At 42.3% G+C, this 19,017-nt stretch carries 14 protein-coding genes; 7 read left to right on the forward strand and 7 right to left on the reverse strand.

What is annotated here, in order from left to right:
• The first annotated feature begins 587 nt into the window (after window positions 1–587).
• On the forward strand, window positions 588–2,843 hold the full coding sequence (locus tag I1A42_RS05635) for an acyl-CoA dehydrogenase (protein ID WP_196122883.1): 2,256 nt from the start codon (window positions 588–590) through the stop codon (window positions 2,841–2,843).
• A gap of 378 nt (window positions 2,844–3,221) precedes the next feature.
• On the forward strand, window positions 3,222–4,424 hold the full coding sequence (fabV, locus tag I1A42_RS05640; RefSeq protein WP_161158278.1) for an enoyl-ACP reductase FabV: 1,203 nt from the start codon (window positions 3,222–3,224) through the stop codon (window positions 4,422–4,424).
• 114 nt (window positions 4,425–4,538) lie between these two features.
• On the opposite strand, the gene I1A42_RS05645 is transcribed toward fabV, so the two are convergent.
• Entirely contained in the window at window positions 4,539–6,221 is a 1,683-nt protein-coding gene (locus I1A42_RS05645) for an aspartate:alanine antiporter (RefSeq protein ID WP_161158279.1), read from the reverse strand.
• Window positions 6,222–6,423: 202 nt separating this feature from the next.
• Window positions 6,424–6,687, reverse strand: coding sequence for a GrxA family glutaredoxin (locus tag I1A42_RS05650; RefSeq protein ID WP_161158280.1), 264 nt, complete (start codon window positions 6,685–6,687; stop codon window positions 6,424–6,426).
• A 313-nt stretch (window positions 6,688–7,000) separates the two neighbouring features.
• On the opposite strand from I1A42_RS05650, the gene I1A42_RS05655 reads away from it, so the two are divergent.
• Complete coding sequence (locus I1A42_RS05655; protein ID WP_161158281.1) at window positions 7,001–8,248, forward strand: iron-containing alcohol dehydrogenase; 1,248 nt, start codon at window positions 7,001–7,003, stop codon at window positions 8,246–8,248.
• 61 nt (window positions 8,249–8,309) lie between these two features.
• Here I1A42_RS05655 and I1A42_RS05660 read toward each other — a convergent pair whose 3' ends face one another.
• The 4 genes from I1A42_RS05660 to I1A42_RS05675 form a co-directional block, all read right to left on the reverse strand.
• On the reverse strand, window positions 8,310–9,167 hold the full coding sequence (locus I1A42_RS05660) for a MurR/RpiR family transcriptional regulator (protein ID WP_161158282.1): 858 nt from the start codon (window positions 9,165–9,167) through the stop codon (window positions 8,310–8,312).
• A gap of 317 nt (window positions 9,168–9,484) precedes the next feature.
• Window positions 9,485–11,143, reverse strand: coding sequence for a pyridoxal-dependent aspartate 1-decarboxylase PanP (gene panP / locus I1A42_RS05665; protein WP_196123777.1), 1,659 nt, complete (start codon window positions 11,141–11,143; stop codon window positions 9,485–9,487).
• Window positions 11,144–11,286: 143 nt separating this feature from the next.
• Window positions 11,287–12,180 carry a lysine exporter LysO family protein gene (locus I1A42_RS05670; RefSeq protein ID WP_161158291.1) on the reverse strand — a complete coding sequence of 298 codons (894 nt, stop codon included), beginning with the start codon at window positions 12,178–12,180 and terminating at the stop codon, window positions 11,287–11,289.
• 189 nt (window positions 12,181–12,369) lie between these two features.
• Window positions 12,370–13,290, reverse strand: coding sequence for an HDOD domain-containing protein (locus tag I1A42_RS05675; protein WP_161158283.1), 921 nt, complete (start codon window positions 13,288–13,290; stop codon window positions 12,370–12,372).
• Between the two features lie 320 nt (window positions 13,291–13,610).
• Between I1A42_RS05675 and I1A42_RS05680 the strand changes: the two genes are divergently transcribed.
• Complete coding sequence (locus I1A42_RS05680) at window positions 13,611–14,213, forward strand: TfoX/Sxy family DNA transformation protein (protein ID WP_196122884.1); 603 nt, start codon at window positions 13,611–13,613, stop codon at window positions 14,211–14,213.
• 89 nt (window positions 14,214–14,302) lie between these two features.
• Here I1A42_RS05680 and I1A42_RS05685 read toward each other — a convergent pair whose 3' ends face one another.
• Window positions 14,303–14,851, reverse strand: a complete 549-nt coding sequence (locus I1A42_RS05685) for an autotransporter outer membrane beta-barrel domain-containing protein (protein WP_161158285.1) — start codon at window positions 14,849–14,851, stop codon at window positions 14,303–14,305.
• Between the two features lie 610 nt (window positions 14,852–15,461).
• Between I1A42_RS05685 and I1A42_RS05690 the strand changes: the two genes are divergently transcribed.
• The 3 genes from I1A42_RS05690 (at window position 15,462) to serC (ending at window position 18,964) form a co-directional block, all read left to right on the forward strand.
• Entirely contained in the window at window positions 15,462–16,790 is a 1,329-nt protein-coding gene (locus I1A42_RS05690; protein ID WP_161158286.1) for a DUF945 family protein, read from the forward strand.
• 66 nt (window positions 16,791–16,856) lie between these two features.
• Entirely contained in the window at window positions 16,857–17,735 is an 879-nt protein-coding gene (locus I1A42_RS05695) for a hypothetical protein (protein ID WP_196122885.1), read from the forward strand.
• A 134-nt stretch (window positions 17,736–17,869) separates the two neighbouring features.
• On the forward strand, window positions 17,870–18,964 hold the full coding sequence (gene serC, locus I1A42_RS05700; protein ID WP_161158288.1) for a 3-phosphoserine/phosphohydroxythreonine transaminase: 1,095 nt from the start codon (window positions 17,870–17,872) through the stop codon (window positions 18,962–18,964).
• Window positions 18,965–19,017 lie beyond the last annotated feature (53 nt).

Consider the following 19,017-nt stretch of genomic DNA (forward strand, 5'->3'; position numbering starts at 1 on the left):
ATTCGTGTTTGGGTAGGTTGTCGTTTGAAACCAGAGCCAGTTTAGGTGGGATATTAACATTACTAATTGGCTTCATCTCGCCAAGTTGATCGTTAGTAACGCGATGATCAACAGACAAAAAAATACCCAGAACAACACGAACTGGGCATATACAAACGTAGGAGTTAATAGGAAAAACAGCAAACTGACAGTTTTTCACGATGAAAAAAACACTTAAGCAGAATAGGTAAGCCAAGCACTTTGCATGAGCTTGCGTATGTCGCTCTCGGTTTGTTAATCACATAAATTAGGACTGCCCAACGATAAAAGAGTTCCGGCTGAGTAAAAAAATTTTATTTTAAGTGTCATTTTCTCAGAGCAGATAGCGGGATACATCAGGGTTTATGGTCCATTGATAATTAATAAGTTATTTAAAATCAGATAATTAAAAATTATAAGCGGGAATGAGTGTTAAATAATTGTTAATGGTCGGATGAGTTCTATACTAACAATATCTGGGAACGAGGAGACATGTCCCCCTAGAGAGCAAGCGCACTTATAGCATTACGATATACGACCTGACTTTAACGCAATGAGAGGAGCAAGTTATGAGCTCTTTACGTCAAAAGTGGATCAGTGAACCGGTATTTAAGTGGTTTAAGCAAGTTCTACCTCCTTTATCTGCGACAGAAAAAGAAGCGATGGAAGCGGGCAGTGTTTGGTGGGAAGGAGAACTGTTTTCTGGTAAGCCTAACTTTGAGTACCTGCTGCAATTTCCCATTCCAACCCTGACAGAAGATGAACAGTCTTTCATTAATCATGAACTAGAAACCTTGCTGGGTATGATTGATGACTTTCAAATCATGGAACAGCAACGTTTACCCGATGAAATCTGGGATTATTTACGTAAAGAACGCTTTTTTTCTCTCATCATCGCCAAAAAATATGGCGGGCGTGAATTCTCAGCCTTAGCCAATTCCACGATCGTGACTAAAATTGCAACCCGCAGTATCAGTGTTGCTGTGACTGTTATGGTGCCGAATTCTTTAGGGCCCGGAGAGTTACTCAGTCATTATGGCACCAAGGAGCAATGTGACTATTGGCTACCTCGATTAGCGGATGGTCGGGAAATTCCATGCTTTGCATTGACGGGGCCTGAAGCCGGATCTGATGCGGGCAGTATTCCAGATAAGGGGATTGTCTGTTGGGGAGAATTCGAAGGTGAAAAAGTATTAGGCATCAGACTCACGTGGGATAAACGCTACATTACACTCGCGCCAGTTGCCACAGTGTTAGGGCTCGCTTTCAAATTGCACGATCCGGATCATTTACTTGGTGACATAGAGCAACTTGGGATCACTTGTGCGTTGATCCCAACCGATCATCCAGGAGTTGATACTGGGGATCGCCATGATCCTATGGGGCTCGCTTTTATGAACGGTCCGACTCGAGGTAAGGATGTGTTCATTCCCATGGATTGGCTGATTGGCGGGCAACAATACGCAGGTAAAGGCTGGCGTATGCTGGTGGAATGTTTGTCAGCAGGCAGAGGAATATCACTACCTGCTTTAGGCGCCGCTATTGGTCATTTAACCAGCCGTACAACGGGCGCATATGCTTATGTGCGTAAGCAATTTGGCGTGTCGATTGGTAAATTTGAGGGTGTAGCTCAGGCATTAGGGAGAATTGGCGGATTAAGTTATTTACTTGAAGCAACACGAACGCTAACCACGACGGCACTCGATCTCGGGGAAAAGCCAAGTGTGGTCACGGCAATTGCTAAGTATCATATGACTGAAATGGGCAGAACGATTTTAGCGGATGCAATGGATATACATGCCGGTCGAGCCATTCAGGGCGGACCGATGAATTACTTTCGCTCACATTATTTAGGGATTCCTATCGCAATTACGGTAGAAGGGGCCAATATCCTTACTCGTAATTTAATGATTTTTGGTCAAGGTGCGACGCGTTGTCACCCTTACGTACTTAAAGAAATGGCGGCAGCTGCCAATGATGACCCTAAGCAAGGTTTGCATGATTTTGATCATTGGCTTTTTAAACACATGGCTCATTCGGGTGTGATGACCTTGAAAGCATTAACCTCAGCACTCACCAGCTCTTACTTCCTCTCTGTGCCAAACTCCATCACACACTATCGCCGTGAATATCAGCACTTATCGCGGCTAAGCAGTGGCCTAGCGATTGCTACCGATGCTGCAATGCTAACGCTTGGTGGGGCACTAAAGCGTAAGGAACTTATCTCTGCTCGTCTCGGTGATGCGCTGGCTTATCTCTATATGGCGAGCGCTGCTCTAAAACGCTTTTACAGTGAAGGCCAGCAACAGCAAGACAAACCTTATGTTGATTATGCTTTAGAACATTGCTTTTACCATGCGGCCGATAGCTTGGAAGAAGCGTTAAATAACTTCCCTAACCAGTGGGTAGGCAAATTGATTCGCTCGTTAATCTTTCCTTTAGGGCAGCGTTTCACACCTCCTAAAGATGAACAAGCATTACAGATTGCCCGTTTATTGATGACGCCAGGCGTAGATCGAGATCGGATGACCTTTCTTTGTCATCGCCAAGATCAAGAGCATGACAATATTGGCTTGATAGATAAGGCTTTTGTCGCCATGTATCAAGTAAGACCGATCGAACGTCGAGTATTGCAAGCGGGAGCGGCAGGACAAATTAATCTTAAACAGCCATTGGCAGATAGATTACAAGAAGCTTTGGCGGCAGGGGTTATCATGCCAAGTGAACTGGAGGCGGTGTTAAAAGCAGAGGCGTTAAGGGTTAAAGCGATTCAAGTGGATCACTTTAATCATGACAAATCAGAGGTTTTGACCAATATCATTTGAACCTCTACAATTTAACCCGCTATGAATGACGATGAGAAGGTCGCATTGTCACTTTTAAACGGATACTAAGTAGAAAAGGCTTCTAATGCCTCAATGACCTCAAGGTGCAGGATTTAGAGTGTCATCAACGAACACCGTTCAAGCTTAATGACGGAGGGGGGATTCCTTTTTTAACGTAATTAGGCGTTGGAATGGCTTGCTGGTTGAAATGCATCTTGAAGTGACTTGGGTATAAATAGGAGCCTTTTGTCATTTATTGTACGAATTTTGGACAAGAGTGCTCCAACCACTTAGGATTTAGGCCTATTTTTACAGAAATAGGATGCGAACAGGCGGCGAACCTTTTATCCTATCGAAGATTTTTGAAGGAAGTTGAATATGATCATCAAACCTAAAATTCGCGGATTTATCTGTACAACAACGCACCCAGTGGGTTGTGAAGCGAACGTAAAAGAACAAATTGAATTCACTAAAGCTCAAGGCCCAATCAAAAACGCACCAAAACGCGTACTTGTTATTGGTTCTTCAAGCGGTTACGGCCTGTCATCTCGCATAGCAGCAGCATTTGGCGGCGGCGCAGCGACTATTGGTGTATTCTTCGAAAAACCAGGTACTGAGAAAAAACCAGGTACTGCAGGTTACTACAACTCAGCAGCGTTCGATAAGTTCGCTAAAGCTGAAGGACTTTACTCTAAAAGCCTAAATGGCGATGCTTTCTCTAACGAAGCAAAAGAAAAAACCATCGAATTGATCAAAGAAGACTTAGGTCAAATTGACATGGTGGTTTACTCGCTAGCATCTCCTGTACGTAAATTGCCAGAAACAGGTGAACTGGTTCGTTCATCTCTAAAACCAATCGGACAAACTTACACGTCTACAGCAGTAGACACTAACCGTGACGTGATCATCGAAGCAAGCGTTGAGCCTGCAACTGAACAAGAAATCGAAGACACTATCACTGTTATGGGTGGTCAAGATTGGGAACTTTGGATCAATGCTCTAGAAGAAGCTGGCGTATTGGCTGAAGGTTGCAAAACCGTTGCTTACAGCTACATCGGTACTGAGCTAACTTGGCCGATCTACTGGGACGGTGCTCTAGGCCGTGCGAAGATGGACCTAGACCGCGCAGCAGCTGAGCTAAACGCAAAACTGTCTGCTAAAGGCGGCAGTGCAAACGTTGCTGTGCTGAAATCTGTTGTGACTCAAGCAAGTTCTGCAATTCCTGTGATGCCTCTGTACATCGCAATGGTATTTAAGAAAATGCGTGAAGAAGGCGTACACGAAGGTTGTATGGAACAAATTTTCCGTATGTTCAGCCAACGTCTATACAAAGAAGATGGTTCTGCTCCAGAAGTGGATGACAAAAACCGTTTACGCCTAGACGATCTAGAACTGCGTGAAGATATCCAAAAACACTGTCAGGAGCTTTGGCCTCAAATTACCACTGAGAACCTAAAAGAACTGACTGATTACGTTGAATATAAAGAAGAGTTCTTGAAACTGTTTGGTTTCGGCATTGAAGGTGTTGATTACGAAGCAGACGTTGATACTCAAGTTGAGTTTGACTTAATTAACTTCTAATTCTGAGTTAATTGGCCAATTTCATACAAAGGCGCTCATTGAGCGCCTTTTCTTTTGGTGTTTTTCAGCGATAAAAAAGCCCCGCAATGGCGGGGCTCATCAGATTGAAACATGTTAATTAAGCAAGATTAAAATGGTGCCGGCTAAGGTCATCAAAATATTGGCAATGGCGTAGGTACCTGCATATCCCAAAGCGGGGATGGTTGATTTTGCGTAATCGTTGACGATATCCATGGCTGGTGCACAGGTTCTCGCACCGATAATCGCCCCGAATAATAGTGCACGGTTCATTTTTAGTACGTAAGCGCCAACGATGTAGGCTAACACAACAGGCACGACACTGACTAAGAACGATAAGGCGATCACTTTCAAACCGAAGTCAGAAAGGTGTTCAAACATCTGTCCACCCGCACTTAAACCGATACCAACCATAAAGAACATTAGCCCTAGATCTTTAACCATGTTTAATGCCCCCTGCGGTACATAACCGAAAGTAGGATGGTTAGCACGTAGAAAACCTAGTGTGATCCCGGATAATAATAAGCCCACTGCGTTGCCCAAGCTAAAGGATACTTGGCCAAAGGTCATTGTGATCAAACCGAACAAAATACCCAAAATAAAAAAGCTACAAAACGCCACGAGGTCTGCCATTTGGCTATGGATCGAGATAAACCCGATTTTGTCAGCCAGTCCTTGAACACGCGTTTTCTCACCACTGACTTGAAGTACGTCGCCTTTTGCTAAGACAATGTCAGAGTCCATTGGCATCTCGATTTGCGCCCGAACCACACGGTTTAGGAAACAACCGTATTCTGAAAGGTTTAATTCAGATAAACGTTTCCCAGCAATCGAATCACTTTTTACTACGATCTCTTCATCAGAAATACGCAGGTCAAGTAGGTTTCGGTCGAACACTTCTTTACCATTACGGAAACTCGGGTCCAACCGTGCATGACTGTCTGGATAGCCTACCAAGGCAATTTCGTCGCCTTCTTGTAAGATCGCGTCACCATCTGGGTGGGCGAGGATACCATTTCGGCGCACACGTTCAATATAACAGCCTGTTTGACGGTAAATACCTAATTCACGCAAGTTACGGCCATCAACCCAGTTTGTCAGTTCAGGACCAACACGATAAGCGCGGATAATCGGTAAATAGACTTTACGTTGGCTATTACCACCAAGTCCACGTTCACGCGCAATTTGTTGTGCGGAATCAGATAGGTTCTGCTTTTGGATTTTTGGGAGCAGTTTTGCAAACATAATCATGCTAATGAGACCAATCAGATATGCCATTGCATAACCGACTGAGACACTATCGAGCACTAAGCCTAAATCTTTATTATGAGGGATTTGGGCTAACCCAGAGTTGATGGCATCTTGAGCCCCTACTAAAACCGGAGTTGAAGTCAGTGCCCCGGCCATCATACCAGCAGAAACGCCGTAATCGAGGCCAAAATAATAGCTACCAAAATAGGTAATCCACATCGCGGTGACCAACACGACTAAGCTGAGAATTAAGTAATGTTTACCGTCGCGGAAAAAAATACCAAAAAAATTGGGTCCCGCTTCGATACCTACACAGTAGATGAAAAGCATAAACCCAATGGTTAAAGATTCGGAACTGATTGAGAAACCGAGATGTCCCATCACCAGTGCGGTGACAAGTACACCTATAGAGTTGCCTAATTGAAGGCCGCCGATCCTTATTTTACCGATCCCCAGCCCTATGGCTAAAACGACAAAAATAAGAAGAATAGGGTTTTGTTTTAACAGAAGTACGACGTCTATATTCACTGTTGAGGCTCAAATACTATTTGGCATAGGGTGGTGGATTAACTGGATGGATTGTATCTGATAATGAGAAAAAAATAAGTGAATTTTTCGTGTTTTACATAGAATTTATCGTGCTATGAAAAAACCCGCTTTTGAGAGCGGGTTTTACGAATTATGAAGTGTCAAAATACGGATTAAACGTAATTATTTTGACGGGACGCGATTAGTCAAATAGACCTAAGTTTTCTTTCGCGTACGCTTCAAATTCAGAGCAACCACCAATCGGTTGTTGATCAATAAAGATTTGTGGCACAGTTTCTACTGGTTTACCTACGCTTTTAGATAGATCTTCTTTTGAAATACCTTCCGCTTGGATGTCAACGTAGCGGTAGTTAAAGTCTTCAAGCTTTTCTTTTAGAGTTTCTGCGTGCTCTTTTGCGCGTACACAGAATGGACAGCCAGGGCGACCAAAAATTACTACAAACATAACTCTCTCCTTAATTATCTTTGATGCCAATATGCCTGATGCATTACAGGAAATAAAGTAGCAATTACCATTCAATTCAATAGGCAAAAACTATTGTTCGTAATTTCAGCATTTTTTGGCGTATCTGTAACCATTGACTCAGTATATCAAGTATAGCTTATGAAACTAGATGAGCTTAATAGGAGGATAGCGTGATATCACGCATAGTCTGACGTAAAGCGTGAATTTTAAGCGATGTATTTGTCGTAAATCACTCTAAAAAATTTGGTAATTGCGTATAGATACGTTATCGGGCGGTTTTAGAGGAAAGGTTATGTTTCAATTTATGTCACCGACAAGAATCATATTTGGTGAAGGTTGTTTTGTGCAGTCTTTACCGTTAATTCGGCAATATGGTTATAACATTTTGTTGGTGTCAGGGCATGACTTAACACGATGTGCGCCTTTGGTTGACGATTTTAAACAGCAGAAAAAGCGTTATCAGCATGTTTCTGTCTCTTCTGAACCGAATATTACTATGATTGAAGAAACCGCGGCCTTGGGAAGAAAGTTTCATCCTGATGTTGTTGTTGCTATTGGTGGTGGGAGTGTGATGGATACCGGTAAAGCCCTAGCCGCTATTATCCCTAACCAAGGTAGCGTATACGATTATGTTGAAGTGATTGGACGTAACGTACCGCTCAAAGCAAAGCCACTTCCATTTATCGCTATTCCAACAACGGCGAGTTCCGGTGCCGAAGTGACAAAAAAGGCGGTATTACGTTCGGGTCAGGACCGAATAAAAGTCAGTCTGCGTAGTAATGACATGATTGCCAGTCTTGCTATTGTTGATCCTGCATTAACCTATGGAACAGAGCGCTGCCTTTCAGGCCGTGGTGTCATGGAAGCCTTTGCTAATTTGATGGAAGTCTTTGTTTGTAGCGCACCCAATTTATTGACGGATATGGTGTGCAAAGAAGGCTTGGAAAAAATTGCTATTTCAGGATTAAAAGCCTGCTTGCATGATAATAAAGGTGCACGATCTGATGTGTCATTTGCAGCAATGCTGGGGGGCGTAGCGCTTAATAATGGTCAGTTAGGGGCGGCGCATGGACTCGCAGCTGCATTAGGTGGAAAACTAGAAGCCCCACATAGTGTGATTACCTCGCGCTTAGCGCCGTTTGTTATGCATGAAAATATCGTGATGGCAGCACGTCAGAGACGCCATGATATTTTGGCACGCTATAAGGCTTTAGCTGAGATATTAACCGGTAGGCGTCATGTGAATGTGGAAGATGGTGTATTGTGGGTTAATATGATGTTAGATCAATTGGATATTCCACCGTTGGATAGTTTTGGCATTTGCCAGACATCTTTTGAGAAGGTTACGCAAGATGCATTGCGTTCGCATTCGATTAAGGGAAATCCAATGCCATTAACCAGCGAGCGGTTGATGTATGTATTGAATCAAGTGTGTCGCTGTGGCGGTTCAGAGGTGAAACAAACGTTACAGACAGAAGTAAACAGTGTTGAAGTGGTTGAGCAAACCAACGTTTCAACGCCAAACTCTTATTCTTCTTAATGCTTGAAAAATGATATAAAAAAGCGAAGCTCGAGGGCTTCGCTTTTTTATATCATGTCAATTACGATAAATTTGAATACTTATCGTACCGAGAGTCTTTCAGTGCTTCTTTCACACGTTTTAAGTTTTCTCTAAAGCCAGAACCACGGCGTAGAGTAAAACCCGTCGCCAATACGTCAATGACCGTCATTTGAACAACGCGGCTCGCCATTGGCATATAGACGTCAGTATCTTCTGGCACGTCGAGGCAAATAGACAGTGAACTCACTTGATCAAGAGGTGAGTCTTTTGCGGTAATCGCAATCACTGTCGCACCATTCTCTTTCGCTAGATGGGCGATTTCTACTTGGCTTTTGGTTCGTCCTGTATGAGAGATTAAAACAATCACATCGTTGTCGGTGCAGTTAATACAGCTCATACGCTGCATAACAATATCTTCAAAACAAGTGATAGGAATATTGAAGCGAATAAACTTGTTTTGTGCATCGCGAGCAACAGCAGAGGACGCACCTAAACCAAAAAACGAAATACGTTTTGCTTGGGTGAGTAGATCGACAGCTCGATTGACCTGCACAGCATCGATGCTATTTTTAGCCACATCTAAGCAAGCCATCGTCGATTCGAAAATTTTGTGCGTATAGGCGTCAGGGCCGTCATCTTCTTCAACATTACGGTTTACGTAAGGAGTGCCGTTAGCCAAACTTTGAGCTAAATGCAACTTGAAGTCTGGGAAGCCTTTGGTATCTAAGCGGCGACAAAAGCGATTGACGGTAGGCTCACTCACGTCTGCCATTTTGGCAAGCGTAGCGATACTTGAATGAATAGCTGTCTGCGGGGAGGCCATAATGACTTCCGCAACCTTACGCTCAGACTTGCTAAAGTTTTCCAGATTTTTTTGGATTTTTTCTAATGTATTCATAGTATTCACGCAGGCATAAGGAATAAATCGTTGGTATGCCACAAAGAGTGTTAAAGACGGAAACAAGTCATATTTCCAAAGGCATATAGACCCAACGCCAGTGAGACGAGTATAAACCCTAGCAAAGCTAATTCATAAATGAAACGATGTATCAAATGATGATTCTATGACAAGCCTCAAACTAAATTTCATAAAAACTACAGTTTCCCTCATTTCTAAACGCAATAACTTATTGTTTCAAGAGAAAACTGTCGGCTTAATTACGAGATTACGAAATAAATTTTCAGTCAGATGTAATTTTGCTCTATTACTCGACATCATGGCATGGGCGTAGAATTCTCGATAGAGTACGCGATTCTACTTATGTTTGCCATGAGTTGGGGGGCTAATCTAGCAATTTCGCGCTGTTGTTGCAAAATTGCTTGCAATATTTCCCGACTGGTCAGTGGATTGGCTAAGACGACACGAAATACAACGGTGGGATGGTGATACCAGCGTGCAGGATTCAGTTGGGTTCTTGATACGAACGACCGACCCGTTTCACGCTGTGTTTTTTGAATAAATTGAGTCAGCTCATTAAGCGCGTTATTTAAGGTTAAGCACTGCTCTTTTGTCGCTTTATGCATCGTAGCAGCAATATTTTCTGGTACATAACGATAAGTGAGTAAGCAGAGTTCTGGTTCTGATACTAATTCAAAATCTGTTGATTCTTGAATGAGTTCGGCAAAGTAACGTGCCTTCTCAATGCCTTGATCGATGAGCATGCCATAACCAGGACGGCTAATGATATGCATGCTGGAATATAGTAACATCGCGATTCCGGAGCGGGAACCTTCTAGTGTATGGCTACCTAAATCTTTTGAACCATGGCGCAATATATATTGTGCATGGTGCTCAACTGCTTTCATTGCGTTTGGGTCTTTAAAAAGCACCATTCCTGCACCCATAGGGATATAGAGCTGTTTATGGGCATCAATGGTCACTGAATCAGCAAGCTCTATACCGCTCAGTAAATGGCGGTATTTATCGGAAAGCAGAGTGGCCCCGCCCCAAGCTGCATCAACATGGAAATGACATTGTTCATGATGACAAATATCAGCAATATCACCGAGAGGGTCTATATTGCCGGTTTCTGTAGTTCCCGCAACACCAACCACCGCAAAGGGTTTTATGCCTTGCTGTTTTAACTCGGCTATTTTTTGTTGTAGGTCATCAATTACAATACGGTTATGTTCGTCTGTGGCAATAGACACTAATCCTTGTTGACCGATACCAAGGACATCTGCGGCTTTTTTTAGCGAGTAGTGTCCGCGTTCAGATACAAGAATCGCTAAGCCTTTATAGCCATAGTAAGCCAGTGCTTGTCCGATCCCCGCTTGTTCAATGCCGGGAAAATCTGACGTCGCTTTTAGGGTATTATTGCGAGCAACCCATAGTGCGGTGATATTCGCAATGGTTCCTCCCGAGCAGAAGGCCCCCAGAGAGTGGGAAGCACTATGCATCCATTGCTGATAAAACCCATCATGTTGGCGATAAATGAGACGATGCAGCATACCGAGTACTTGCCGCTCTAATGGCGTAAACGCTTTAGACGTTTCTATTTTCACCAAATTTTGATTAAGCGCTATCATGATTTTTGACAGTGGCATCAAAAAGTAAGGGAGAGCGGATGTCATATGACCGATGAAGCTGGGCGCGGAGGTATGAACGGAATGAGCCACTAACGTATTCATTAAGTGGTCGGTGTGCTCTGACACAAATTGTGGTTGCTCAGGAATCGCCGGATCAGAAAAATCACGTTCGATTTCTGTGAGCGGCTTTTCTTCAGCAACGATATGTTCACGCAGAAACTGATTCAAATTATGCGACAGCTCGGCTTCAATTTGAGTGAGTGTTGAGTCTGGACCTTCAGGAATAGTGAAAATCTTCAACAAACTCTCAAAGCTGACATCAGCGGACTTTTGATTATGTGTCATCATGGCCACTTAGGGTTACTCTATTTAGGTAGCAACATATAGCAATTTACCGTCAAAGTCTCGACTTTCTATATGATGCACCGTATTTACGTTAACTATTTGACACTTATACCAAGTCATCTCAAAGGCTATTGTTCTAATGTTTATAATGGTAATGAAACGAAAAAGAGCATCAACAAAGGCACCAATAAACTAAGGATGAAGCCGCTTACAATCGCAACCGGAACACATTTAACTCCCCCCGTCGTTTGAATGACTGGCAAGGTAAAATCCATTGCCGTAGCGCCAGCATAGCCAATCGAAGTACATGGTGAGCGGCTAATAAACATTGGAATTAGCATTAAAGACAGCAATTCTCGTAGCAACTCAATAAGGAATGAGCTACCGCCAAAAACAGGGCCATAGGCATCGCCCATTAAAATTCCAGAAAGGCTGTACCAACCAAACCCCGAGGACATCGCTAAAGATTGAGCCACAGGCAAATCGAGCGTGAATCCGGCTGCTAATCCGCCCAACCAGCAACTCCCCATGACGACCAAAGAGATGATCATTCCGTGCTTATTCAACACGATCTGCTTTAATGTCAATCCGCTATTGCGCAGCTGAATACCGATAAAGAAGAGCAATAAAAATAGGATAGCTTCACTGGTCGATTCAACCCAAGTTAATGGATAAGGTTGCAGTCGCCCGATAACGAGGCCTCCTCCCACAACCAGGATTAATTTAATCGAGTCTAATGCCATATGGGATAGGGGGAGTTTGGTTTTTTTAGATTCGATATCAATGGGATATAGACGGTCTAGAATGGGTAAAGTGGCAAAGTTGCACAGTGCCATAAAAATAAAAAAGACCAAGGTATATTGCCCAATGGTTTGCATATTTCCACTCAAGTTATCGAGGCTTGAGAGGTTTAATCCCATCAGAAATAGAATGATATAAACAAGGTTAGTTGTCGCTTTATTAAGTGTATTTAACCACTCTTTATTAGTAATAGAAATGAAATACCCCACGACCAGTGGTGCAAAGATAAGTAGCATCCCAGACAAGGTTTAGTCCTTTAATTAGTGAGAGTTGTTCTAAAGAAATTAGAAGGTGGAAATGGACAATGAAAGTCTACCAAACGTTCAATAAAGTTAGGCATAGAGGCCGAGCTATTGAATTGAGGCTAATACATATTGGCATTGCACTTGGCTTACTGAATGTATTAGCTTCAGTCTTCGGACGTTTTAAAATCCGCTGCGAATAATGACAGATTTAAGTTGGTCAGTAAATTCCATATCAGATAGGTTACTTAGATCATATAAAACTTCAGCACCTGTCGCGTTAAGTTCTACTTCATGATCGTCTATTGCATCATCTTGCTTACGGAACATCAGTAAATGACTGGCGATACGGGCGATATCAAGATAGCGGACTTCATGCTCGTGAGTGCGCATTTCTTGGTTACATGCCACTTCCTGAAAGTCATTATCAAATCCCCAATGTTTCAATACCAGTTCACTGGTATTTGAACAGCGGGATTGGAAAATCTGCATTGCGATGTCTTCGTCTAAGTAGTTCCCGTTTTCTAGATACAGGTGGTATTCATTAACCAGGCAGAAGAGACCAATATCAGCCAACAACCCGACCAAAAGTGCCTTCTCTTCTTCGAGATAAGCGTATTCTTTCTCTTCAATATTTTTGAATGCTTCTGTTACCAGAACCATGGTCGCGCCAAGCTCACGAGAGTTATGCGCACTGTTAGCAAGAATGCGGTTACACTCTGGGCTCAAATTGATGGCATGTTTTAATTGTTCAATTGCCTGTGCGGTCACAATATCCCGAACACGCAATATACCAAGGCGAGATACGGCAGTGATTAAATCGTTACAGGTAATATTACGGCGGTTAAAGACCACAGAATTCGCGATTCGAATCACGATGGCCGCTAAGCTAGGATCATCAGTAAGGCAATCTGCTATATCTGATATTCCTGTTGCTTCTTGCATACACAATTGTTGGATGCGTAATACAACATTGGGGATAGGAGGGAGCGAAATTTTTCCAGTACTAATGGAAAGCTCAACCATTTGAGCAAACTCACTCTCTAAGCCGTTTATTAATTTATGTTTATTTTCTGGCAGCCAGTAAAAGGATAAATGATTCATAAGACCGTACACTCAGCGATAACACGCGCCATTCTAGCGAGGTAGGTTGGGGTTCTGCAACAAATTATAGCTGGTGATGACCAGTTATCTAGTTTTCTCCGAGCAAGACAGCAAAATTTAGTCTCATTATTGACCTATAAAACTTTATAGGTATTTGCTGTGATGTAAGTCTCAAAAACCTCTGTTGCATAAATAAGGTTTTGCTAATTTTTGGTCATAATTTGGTCACGAATTACGCAGTTGCGCACAGAAGGTAGTCGTGCAGTAGCTTACACAATAATGGATGCCAAACATATGGCGTCATGGCTAGGAATATAATTATGATTCGTAAACATTTTTACAAATTGGCTACTCAGTATGGATCGCTTCAAACTCGTTCAATGTTTGGTGGTACGGGTATATTTCATGACAACGTTATGTACGCACTGGTTCGTGATGGTGCCGTCTACTTGCGTAGTTTTGATAATCTTGAACCGCGCTTTATCGAACTGGGTTGTTGTAAGTTTCAGCATGTTAAAAAAACGACGGTAGCAACTGTTAACTATTATAACGTGACTGAGTTCATTATGGCACCAAGCCCGATCACTCATGAACTGATTGAAGCTTCTATTGCGGGTGCTTTAGCAGATGATAAACGTCGCCGTTGTCAATCTAATCGCCGTTTGCGTGATTTACCTAATCTGCAGTTAACGATTGAACGTATGGTGAAAAAGGCAGGCATATCTGATGTCACAACATTGATGGAAGTCGGTGCTGCGAATGCCTTTTCAAAGGTGTGCAATATTTATGGTCGAGATGTTGATGTAAAACTGCTTTGGAAATTAGCAGGGGCTGTTGATGGAGTACACTGGGAGTTAATTCAAGAGCCGAAAAGGCAGCAGCTTCTCGATGAATGCCGTTCGTTCGGTTATGTCGCTATCTAAATACCATGTAGGCTATCGCTACAATGATTTAAGTTTACATATATAAGTTAAGCCGAGGTAATACATCACTACCTCGGCTTTTTATTGCTTTAGTATTTAAAGCGTGCGGTAAACATTAGTTGATCATCATAGAAGTCGTTGAAACGCATTTCAGCTCCCAGAGAAAATAGCTCTGTTGAATGGAAGCGAGCGTATACAGACCCTGTCCAATCATCTTTATCGTCGATAGATACGTAGCCCGCGTTACCACCTACTTCAAGTTGTGGACCAAGCCATTGGCGTATACCAAGGTTAAGCTCCATACCTGCGTCGGCGCTATTTTGGTGTTTTTTATCTTGGACACGTAACAACATTGCACCAGTTAAATCAGACCAGTTGTTGATTGGTGCATGAAAACCGAGACCTGTCGCACTATCGAAGTCCCCATCAAATTTTGAATCAATACGACCGACAAAATGGGCATTGGGGTGGATAGACATACTAAAGCCTGCACCATAGGTCACAGGGCTGACACCAATTCTTGCTTCGATATAGTCGTAGCTGAAGTTGCTCATTGAAGCTGAGCTATCAGGATCTGTTTCGGCCATTGAATAGCTTGAAACCAAAAGCAGCATCGCTGCAATCATTGTTTTACGCATAGTCACGATAAACCTATTTTGTCGTTAATTCCATTCATTCACTCGTTGCTCTCGATCGACATGGATATGAATCCCTGTTAATTGATAAGCCTTGAGCGAAATACAAAGCGTTTTCAAATGCTCCACTGACTAGTGCAGCGCTTTTCCAAATCTTGGAGACACATCAAAAAAATGGCACTCCATGAGAATAATCTAACTCAAGCAAATACAATGCCATAATATCACGTTAAAGAGATAAAAATCGGAGCCTAACAGCGAAAACATAATTAAATATACCCAAGTAACCTCAAGATGCTGAAAAGCGAATTTTTAGGCATTGTGATATCGATCGGTCTTGAGGAGGCTTCTTCATGAACTTAACGGTAGGGTAATGACTCTTATTTATTTCGCATTTTGGCTTTTTCTTAATACAGACCGTCGGTTATCAGGCTACACTAGGCCTATTTATACCCAAATAACCCTAAGATGTAGTATTCAGGGGGTCTTAGGAAAGCGACGAGTATTTTTTACTTGAAGTGATATAAGATGCGATAAATTTATCGGCTTAAGTTAGCATTAATTGAAATTTCAATAATTCAGACGTTATGGCACAAATAGGAATAGTAACAATATGAATAGCTTAAAGAAGTATGGCGCAATTGGTGGTGCAGTAGTGATAGTGGCGTGTTGGCCACTCGCTGTCGGCCAAATTGGCCAATACGTTATCAAAGATGGATTAAAACACCTTAGTAACGATAAAGTTGCTGTGACGCTGTTGGATTACCAACGAGGATATTTGTCGTCTGATGTAAAAACGAAGGTAACGATATTAGATTCTAAGACGAAAAAGATGTTAGCAGACGATAAGTTACCGACAGAATTCGTGCTTACCAGCCATGTTCGTCATGGTGTGATTAGCTTATCTTCATCAACCACGTTGCCTGATTATCCTCAGTTGCCGTTGAATTTGGATACGACCACACAATTAAATGGTAATACTGATTTCAATTTAACCTTACAGCAATGGCATTATCAAAGCGAAGGTGAGGACAAATTCACTGTTACTGTGCCTTCTTTTTATATGAAAGGCCTAGTGACAAAACTTGGCGAGATCAATTTTGAATCCAAAACACCATCGGTGGCGATTGATTTCTCCAATGATGCGCAGATTACCGTAACCGATATTGCGATGAAGGGAGAAGGTAAACAGACATCTGGTTTTTGGGTTGGTAATCAAGAGGTTTCCGTTGGTGAAGTTGTGACTAAAGGTGATAAAGTTGCGGCGAAATCTCAAGAAGAAAAAGACAAATGGAAAAAAGCAGCACCAGAAATCCATGAGTTTACCGCGCAACTGTCTGGTTTTAACTATCGTTTTGAGTCTTACTTTAACGATGATTCAAGCCGAGTCACATTGCACCATCAGGCGTCATTAGCAGCGTTTAAATCTGATGATTGGCAGGCGAAGAATATTGATTTAGATGTGACTTTTGATGGCTTGGATCGCGCATCCTTTAAACAGTTGTCGGATTTTTATCAAAATCATCCGCAAGTTTCTCAGCAAGATATCGGCAAGATGTTGCCGTACGTGGATAAATTGGCAAGTCGTGGGTTAACGATAAACATTGCCAAGTTAGATGCAGGTATCGGTAAAGGTAGATTCACGACACAAATTAATCTTTCTCTACCTGATTCCAAACAGGATAACGTGTTGAATAATCCAATGGCATTGTTATCAACACTTGATGGACGTATTGGCTCTACGGTGACCAAAACCCTTGCTAGCGAATATCCAATGATTGGTAAAACTGCGGATCATTTAGTATCAAGTAAACTAGCGACCGAGAATGATAAAGGGTATGCGATGAAAGCCGTCATTAAAGACGGTAATATCGAGTTTGATAATGGAGAAAAGGTGCCTCTTGTTAGCTTATTCATGCTTGGGCTTGGAGGGCTGCAGTAATATTTATCTGAGCAGGGGTCATTGCCCCTGCTTGTTTTTTCCAGCGCACAGCATTGGAGTCAAATAATGAATCAAGCTATTTGGCAATCGGCAAATGCTCGACGATTTTTTCTTTCTGTGTTGATCGTTTTTATTGCTGTTCTCGGTTGTTGGCAAAAAGCGGATCAACAAGCCCACGAATTGGTTAATCAAGCGCTTGTTAGTGCGGCTGCTAGCTATACTGTTGCTCGAACTTTAGATGCGGCCATTTCCACCTTACAAAGCTCAGAAGTTTCTGCTGGGGTCGTCTCGGTGGATATTGGTCAGATGCTCAATCCTATCAGCGATCTCATTAATAAGTTTAGCGACATTATGGTGATGGCGTTTACTTCACTTAGCTTACAGAAAGTATTGTTGATGATACTGTCATCCACGGGCATTAATGTCGTATTCACTATTTTTAGCCTCGGGATGTTAGCGATTATCTGGATCAAACCGTTAGGTCGATATCGTAAACGGGGATGGGCAATCTTTCAGTTTGTTGTGATAGGTCGATTTATTGTGGTACTCAGCGTTTTGAGTACGTCGTTGGTTGATCACTTATTTCTTGAGCAGCAAATTGAAGCGAACCAAAATAAAGTCGTCATGGTATCTGATGAGCCAGGAGTACAATCCACAATGGAAGTGACCCCAGAGCAAACTAAGAGTGACCATAGCTTTTTAGGGTTTATTCAACAGCTACAAGATCAATGGAGCCAATGGACAGATAATCTGCAACAGCAAAAGGCACATCTAACCGAATTATCTGACCGGATTGAAAATTCGGTAGTCGATATCCTGACTCTTATGGCACTATACCTATTAAAGACCTTGATTTTACCAATAATTTTTCTACTGCTATGCCGATATTGGATTGCTCGGTTATTCTCGATTCCGATGGGATCCCATTCATTAGGCAGAGAATGATACCGACGGTTTTTCTCAACACATGAGAAAATAACGAAATTGCATGGAAAAGAACTTTTTGTCACTTTTTATTCATAAAAAAAAGTGGTATTAATCACATTTATTTTCTTTAAGTAAGCAGGAGCGAGGAACACATGGAGCCTAATCAGGACACCGTTTATAACTTTAGTGCAGGACCAGCTATTTTACCGAAACCGGTAATGGAGAAAGCACAGTCTGAATTTCTTAATTGGCATGATTTGGGTTCGTCGGTAATGGAAATCAGTCACCGCAGCAAGCAGTTTGTGCAGGTGGCTAAAGAAGCAGAACAAGATCTTCGTGACCTGCTTAATATCCCAGACAACTACAAAGTTCTATTTTGCCAAGGTGGTGCTCGTGCTCAATTTGCTGCTGTTCCGCTAAACCTGCTAGGCGACTCCAAAAAAGCCACCTATATTGATGGCGGTTATTGGGCAATGAGTGCAGTAAAAGAAGCACAAAAATATTGTGAGATTGATCTGTTCGATGCCAAAGTAGAAAAAGACGGTAAAACCGCAATTCTGCCTGCTAGCGAATGGAAAATTGCTGCTGATGCTGCTTATGTTCATTACTGCCCAAATGAAACTATTGGTGGCGTCGAAATTAACGATATTCCTGTAACCGATAAGCCTATCGTTGCGGATATGTCCTCTAACATCCTTTCAAAAGAAATTGATGTTAGCAAATTTGGTGTGATTTACGCCGGTGCGCAAAAAAATATTGGTCCAGCTGGTATTTGTATCGCGATTGTTCGTGATGATTTACTTGAATTGGCTAATGAAGTACTACCAAGTGTATTAAATTACAAAGTATTAGCTGAAGGCGAGTCAATGTTTAACACGCCACCAACCTTTGCTTGGTATCTATCTGGCCAAGTGTTTAAATGGCTAAAAAGTCAGGGTGGTGTAAAAGCGATTGAAGCAGCAAACCGTGCCAAAGCGGATTTACTTTACAGTGCGATCGATAACTCGCCGTTCTACATCAATAACATTCATGCGGATAACCGTTCTCGTATGAATATTCCTTTCCAATTAGTAAAACCTGAACTCGATGCTACATTCCTTGAATTAGCAGAAGCGAAAGGTTTGACTTCATTGAAAGGACACCGTGTTGTTGGTGGTATGCGTGCTTCTATCTACAACGCAATGGGAATTGATGGTGTACAAGCTCTCGTTGATTTCATGAAAGAGTTTGAGGCGAAATACGCTTAATCATTGACCATGTAAAAAGCGCAGCCATGGCTGCGCTTTTTTGTATCTAATTC

It is taken from the genome of Vibrio nitrifigilis, from assembly GCF_015686695.1.
GTDB lineage: Bacteria > Pseudomonadota > Gammaproteobacteria > Enterobacterales > Vibrionaceae > Vibrio > Vibrio nitrifigilis.

Coding starts and splice junctions, on each gene's coding strand:
- I1A42_RS05635 (WP_196122883.1), top strand. CDS start 588: ATGAGCTCTTTACGTCAAAAGTGGATCAGTGAACCGGTATTTAAGTGG.
- fabV (WP_161158278.1), top strand. CDS start 3,222: ATGATCATCAAACCTAAAATTCGCGGATTTATCTGTACAACAACGCAC.
- I1A42_RS05650 (WP_161158280.1), bottom strand. CDS start 6,687: ATGTTTGTAGTAATTTTTGGTCGCCCTGGCTGTCCATTCTGTGTACGC.
- I1A42_RS05655 (WP_161158281.1), top strand. CDS start 7,001: ATGTTTCAATTTATGTCACCGACAAGAATCATATTTGGTGAAGGTTGT.
- I1A42_RS05660 (WP_161158282.1), bottom strand. CDS start 9,167: ATGAATACATTAGAAAAAATCCAAAAAAATCTGGAAAACTTTAGCAAG.
- panP (WP_196123777.1), bottom strand. CDS start 11,143: ATGACACATAATCAAAAGTCCGCTGATGTCAGCTTTGAGAGTTTGTTG.
- I1A42_RS05670 (WP_161158291.1), bottom strand. CDS start 12,180: ATGCTACTTATCTTTGCACCACTGGTCGTGGGGTATTTCATTTCTATT.
- I1A42_RS05675 (WP_161158283.1), bottom strand. CDS start 13,290: ATGAATCATTTATCCTTTTACTGGCTGCCAGAAAATAAACATAAATTA.
- I1A42_RS05680 (WP_196122884.1), top strand. CDS start 13,611: ATGATTCGTAAACATTTTTACAAATTGGCTACTCAGTATGGATCGCTT.
- I1A42_RS05685 (WP_161158285.1), bottom strand. CDS start 14,851: ATGCGTAAAACAATGATTGCAGCGATGCTGCTTTTGGTTTCAAGCTAT.
- I1A42_RS05690 (WP_161158286.1), top strand. CDS start 15,462: ATGAATAGCTTAAAGAAGTATGGCGCAATTGGTGGTGCAGTAGTGATA.
- I1A42_RS05695 (WP_196122885.1), top strand. CDS start 16,857: ATGAATCAAGCTATTTGGCAATCGGCAAATGCTCGACGATTTTTTCTT.
- serC (WP_161158288.1), top strand. CDS start 17,870: ATGGAGCCTAATCAGGACACCGTTTATAACTTTAGTGCAGGACCAGCT.